Source organism: Thermus altitudinis (genome assembly GCF_022760835.1).
Taxonomy (GTDB): Bacteria; Deinococcota; Deinococci; order Deinococcales; family Thermaceae; genus Thermus; species Thermus altitudinis.
In genome coordinates this window covers 1-4,636 of record NZ_JAKTNQ010000059.1, presented here as the reverse complement: position 1 = coordinate 4,636, position 4,636 = coordinate 1, and the positions used below count along the sequence as shown (strand labels likewise).

General features: G+C 66.7%; 5 protein-coding genes and 2 pseudogenes. 3 read left to right on the top strand and 4 right to left on the bottom strand.

Annotated features, from left to right (window positions below):
* Positions 1 to 60: 60 nt before the first annotated feature.
* Positions 61 to 195: pseudogene (locus L0D16_RS12240) on the top strand (histidine phosphatase family protein); the annotation flags it as partial.
* Between the two features lie 34 nt (positions 196 to 229).
* Entirely contained in the window at positions 230 to 1,084 is an 855-nt protein-coding gene (locus L0D16_RS12235; RefSeq protein WP_243032461.1) for a GNAT family N-acetyltransferase, read from the top strand.
* Here L0D16_RS12235 and L0D16_RS12230 read toward each other — a convergent pair.
* From L0D16_RS12230 to L0D16_RS12220, 3 genes are read right to left on the bottom strand one after another with little or no spacing between them, the layout of a single operon-like run.
* Positions 1,054 to 1,935, bottom strand: a complete 882-nt coding sequence (locus L0D16_RS12230; RefSeq protein WP_243032460.1) for a histone deacetylase family protein — start codon at positions 1,933 to 1,935, stop codon at positions 1,054 to 1,056. The genes L0D16_RS12235 and L0D16_RS12230 overlap by 31 nt on opposite strands.
* A gap of 7 nt (positions 1,936 to 1,942) precedes the next feature.
* A complete protein-coding gene (locus L0D16_RS12225; RefSeq protein ID WP_243032459.1) occupies positions 1,943 to 2,389 on the bottom strand; it encodes a tRNA (cytidine(34)-2'-O)-methyltransferase in 447 nt (148 codons plus the stop codon).
* A gap of 2 nt (positions 2,390 to 2,391) precedes the next feature.
* Entirely contained in the window at positions 2,392 to 3,927 is a 1,536-nt protein-coding gene (locus tag L0D16_RS12220) for an ATP-binding protein (protein WP_243032458.1), read from the bottom strand.
* A gap of 219 nt (positions 3,928 to 4,146) precedes the next feature.
* On the opposite strand from L0D16_RS12220, the pseudogene L0D16_RS12610 reads away from it, so the two are divergent.
* Positions 4,147 to 4,239 (top strand): annotated as a pseudogene (locus tag L0D16_RS12610) (P-II family nitrogen regulator); the annotation flags it as partial.
* On the opposite strand, the gene L0D16_RS12205 reads toward L0D16_RS12610, so the two are convergent.
* On the bottom strand, positions 4,208 to 4,636 hold a 429-nt coding region (locus L0D16_RS12205; protein WP_341474631.1), incomplete at its 5' end, for an RNA-guided endonuclease InsQ/TnpB family protein. The pseudogene L0D16_RS12610 and the gene L0D16_RS12205 sit on opposite strands and share 32 nt — an antisense overlap.

Below are 4,636 nucleotides of genomic sequence, written 5' to 3'. Positions count from 1 at the left end.
GGGGTCCATGTATCCCCGGACTGAAGGTCCGGGGCATTATGGCCCCCCGCACTCCCCTTTTCTCTAAGCCCGGCCCTGCCCTTTCCCCCAGAAGAGGGCCTCCGGGTGGAACAGGACTACGCTCGGCTTTCCGTGGTGGAGTTTTACGGGGAGGAGGGGGTGGTAAAGGCCTTGAACCTGGACGCTTGTCCCTAGCCTTTCCCCAGGGAAAGGGGAGTAAACTGGAGGCATGATCCGGCCCGTGGCCCGCCAGGACCTTCCCGGGCTCCTTAAGCTCCTCCGCTGGATGGACGAGAGCCCCCAGCGGGGGGTTCTGGCTCCGGAGGCTCGGGACCTCGAGGGCCTGGCGGAGGAACTGGAGGACGGCCTGGTCCTCCTGAGGGACGGGGAGGTGGCGGGGTACGTGGGGCTTTACGCCTTTTGGGATGGAGCGGCCCTCGAGGGGCCCCTGGCCTACCGGGGGGAGGACCTCTTACCCCTATTGCAGGCGGCAAAGAGGCGGGCGGAGGAGCTTGGGCTAGAGCGCCTCTACGCCTTCCCCCGGGAGGAGAACCGCACGGTGCGGGAAGCCCTGGAGCAGGCGGACTTCGGCCTTTTGCACCTCACCTACTTTTTCGTCAAGAACCCTGAGGGCCTGGACTACCCACCCCCCGAAGGGGTGGTCATCCGCCCAGGTTTTCCCGGTCCTGCCGTCTATCGGGAGCTTTACCGGGAAAGCGAGGAGGGCTGGGCCCTGCGCCTGAAGTGGACGGACGAGGAGCTTTGGGAACACTTCCAGGACCCCCAGGTCCACCTCCTGGTGGCCTACCAAGGGGAGAACCCCGTGGGCCTGGCCGAGGTGGAGCTGGAGGACCATGAGGCCAGCGTGGCCTATATCGGCGTGGTGCCCAAGGCCCGGGGCCAGGGCATCGGGCGGGCCCTCCTGGCCGAGGCGGCCCGACTGGCCAAGAGAAAGGGGGCCAACCTCCTTCGGGTCCGGGCCCACGACCACGAAACCGGGGCCTTGGAGCTCTACCGCAACCTGGGGTTCAGCCTCGAGGAGGCGGTGGCCACCTACGCCAAGGAGCTTAGGGCCAGGCGGTAGGTCTCCGCATGGGCCTCCACGGTAAGCCGGGGGTCGCGGTTATACCCCCCGCCCATCACCACCACCAAGGGCACCCCCAAGGCCCTCGCCATGCGGAAAACCCGCTCGTCCCGCTTCCTTACCCCTTCCGGACTCAAGGCCAAGCGGCCAAACCGGTCTCCCCTCAACACGTCCACCCCAGCGTTGTAGAAAACCAGCTCCGGACGGAAGGCCTGGGCCCGTTCCAGGGCCTCCTCGAGGGCCTTTAGGTAGGCCTCATCCCCCACCCCGTCGGGAAGCCCCACGTCCAGGTCGCTCCGCTCCTTCCTCAAGGGGTAGTTCCGCTCCCCGTGCAGGGAAAGGGTGAAAACGGTGGGGTCTTCCTGGAAAAAGACCGCGGTGCCGTTGCCCTGGTGGGCGTCCAGGTCCACCACCAAAACCCGGCCCCCAAAACCCTCCCGCCTCAGCCAGGCCACGGCCACCGCCACATCGTTGAAGAGGCTATACCCCTCGGCCCGGTCGGGGTAGGCGTGGTGGGTACCCCCGGAGAGGTTGAGGCCCAAGCCCCCTTCCAGGGCATCCATGGCCGCCGCCAGGGTTCCCCCCGCCGCATGCAGGGCCCGCTTCAGGAGGCTTGGGCTAAAGGGAAGGCCCAGGCGCAAGGACTCCTCCCGGGAAAGCCCCACGGTGAAAAGCCTCTCCAAGTATCCCGGATGGTGGGCCAAAAGGAGGGCCTCCCGGGGCACCTCCGGAGCCGGCAGGATGGGAAGGAGGCCCCTCAGGGCCTCCGCCACCCCCCGGTACTTGTAGAGGGGAAAGGGGTGGCCCTGGGGAAGGTCCACCCTTAGGTGAGCCGTGCTATAGGCCCGCACCCTTCCATCATGCCCCAAGCTGGCGGTAGGCTTCGTAGGCCGCCACCCCCACGGCCACCGCCAGGTTCAAGGAGCGCACCGGCCCCGGCATGGGGATGTGGACGTCGGGAAACCTCCCCAGCACCTCGGGGGGAAGCCCCCGGGTCTCAGGGCCAAAAAGGAGGTAGTCCTCCGGTTGGAAACGCACCTGGTAAAGGCTGGTCTTTCCCTTAGCGCTGAAGGCCCAAACCCGCACCCCTTGGGGCAGGCTTTCCCAAAAGGCCTCCCAGGAATCGTGGAGGCGGAGGTCCACATGGGGCCAGTAGTCCAGGCCCGCCCGCTTGAGCCGGGGGTCCTTTAGGCGAAACCCCAGGGGCCGGATTAGGTGCAAGGGCCAGCCCAAGGCGGCGGCGGTGCGGGCGATGTTCCCCGCATTCTGGGGGATTTCCGGCTGGTATAGGACCAGGTGGGGCATGGCTAGAGGCGCCGGTAGCGGGTGGCCGCCCCCCGGCCCACCCGCTCCACCTTACCTTCCCGGATGAGGCGGTTCAACAGGGCCAAGGCCGCCTTTGGGGAAAGCCCCAGCTCCCCCTCCAACTCCCGCCTGGAACAGGGCCTTTGCAAAAGGCGAAGCACCCGTTCCCCCAAGGGGTCCCGCCTTAGGAGGTGGTACCGCCCCCCTTCCTTGCGCAAAAGGCCCATGCGCTCCATGCGGGAAAGGACCTTACGGGCCGCTTCGGGAGGAAGCTGCAAGGCCCGGGAAAGCTCCTCCAAGGTGGCCTCCCCCACCCGGCGCAGGTGGCCCACGGCAATGAGGTGGTCCAGGCTGAAGCCGCCCAGGCGCTCCTGGGCCTCGGCCAGCTCCCGCACGAAGGCCTCGTCCAGCTCCGGGTTGTAGAGGACCAGGGTGAGGGCCTCGGGGAAAAGGCGGTACTCCGGGGGCTCCTTCCCGTACTTGAGGAGGAGGCGGTACATCTTATCCACCCCGCTTCCCGCCCGCTCCACGTAGCCGAGCCGGTAAAGGGCCTCCGCCAGGCGGGGGTTTCGCCTTTTGGGGGGATGGCGGAGGATGTTTTCCGGGGTGATGCCGGGGGGGAAGCTTCCCGGGTTGGAAACCTCCAGGCGATCCGGGTAGTGGTGCACCTGAATGGCATCCGGGCTCTGCCAGTCCCGGTGCACCAGGGCGTTGAGGAGGGCCTCCCGGTAGACTTCCTGGTCAAAGTCCCAGACCTCGAGGCGGAACAGCCCCACCATCAGGTAACGCACCCGGTTCCGGGCCTGGATCAGGTCCCTAAGCCGCTCCAAAAGGGCGGGGATGGGGCGAAGCATATCCTCGCGGAAGGTGTACCCCTCCTCGCCCTCGTGGAAGTAATAGCTCACCTCCGCCTGGGGAAGAAGCCGCCTTAAGGCCAAGGGGGTGCCCGCAAGAAGAAGCCCGGCCACCGTGGGCCTTTCCTCCCCCTCCACCCGCGCCAAAAGCCCCAGGGCAAAGAGAAGCTCCAAATCCGGCAAGGCCGCCAGGTTGCTCCCCCGCTCCTCCAGGATGCGCCTTAGGCGTAAGACCTCCACCGGATCCAGGTCGGAAAGGCTGGCCGCTGGCAGGACCTGGGCGGTGAAGTCGGGCTCCGGCAAGGCTTGGCCCATCCTCAGCTCGGTGAGCCTCCGGCCGTCCCAAAAGGGCACCCTCCCCGCCCCCACGGCGATGGCCGCCGGGCTTTGGGGCACGTGCAGGGCCAGGACCCGGCCCAAGGGCCCCTCCACCACCTCCACGTAGGGCAGCAGAAGCCCCTGGGTGAGCTGGAACAGGGCATGGGTGATCTGCAAGGGGTGGATCTCCGAGGCCCCCACCACCCTTCCTTCCCGGTCCACCCCCAGGAAAAGGGTTCCCCCCCGGTGGTTGGCCAGGCCCGCGGCGTAGCGGGCCAGCTCCTCCGGGGAAAGGTCTGGGGGCAGGAAGAGGGTACGCTCATCCTGGCCTAGGGAAAGCCGATTTAGGAGTTCCTCCCACGTCACGGGCCTCAGTGTAAGGGTTGGCGGAGGGGATCGGAATGCCCTACGGCCTACCCCGCCCTCGGCACCTCCCCAGAGCAGGTGGGCCTTTTCACCCCCTTGGGGAAGGCATGGGCCGGGACGTGACCCAGCATGGCGAGGAAGCCCATGTGGAGGGCCAAGGGGCCACCCCCGTGCTCTCGGAGGCCGGCCCTCCCGCCCTTAAGCCCCTGGGGGTGAGGTATGAAGCTCATCGTGGCCATCATCCGGCCGGAGAAGCTCCAGGAGGTCCTCGAGGCCCTCTTCAAGGCGGAGGTGCGGGGGCTTTCCGTGACGACTCCCCGCTCTCTAGAGCGGGGCTTCGCGGTTCCGGGTATAGACCTGTAGCCGAAGGCCCCGTCCAGGCCTTAGCCAAGATGTTTACTGCCGCGGCCACGTCCCGATGGAGAAGAGTTCCACAAGAGGGACAGGTGAACTCCCTGACCCACAGGGGCTTCTTCTCCCGGTAACCGCAGACAGGGCAGTCTTGGCTCGTGTACCTTGGATCTGCCTTGATAACTCGCCTACCAGCCTCTGCCGCTTTGTAGGCAAGGATTTGCAGAAACTGCGCCCACCCCGCATCTTGTACGCCCTTGGCGATGCGGGAACGGGCTAGGGCTTGGATGTTCAAGTCTTCATGGACGATGACACCATAGCGGTTTACAAGCCTCCTGACAAGTTGGTGGTGGAAGTC

Coding starts and splice junctions, on each gene's coding strand:
- L0D16_RS12235 (WP_243032461.1), top strand. CDS start 230: ATGATCCGGCCCGTGGCCCGCCAGGACCTTCCCGGGCTCCTTAAGCTC.
- L0D16_RS12225 (WP_243032459.1), bottom strand. CDS start 2,389: ATGCCCCACCTGGTCCTATACCAGCCGGAAATCCCCCAGAATGCGGGG.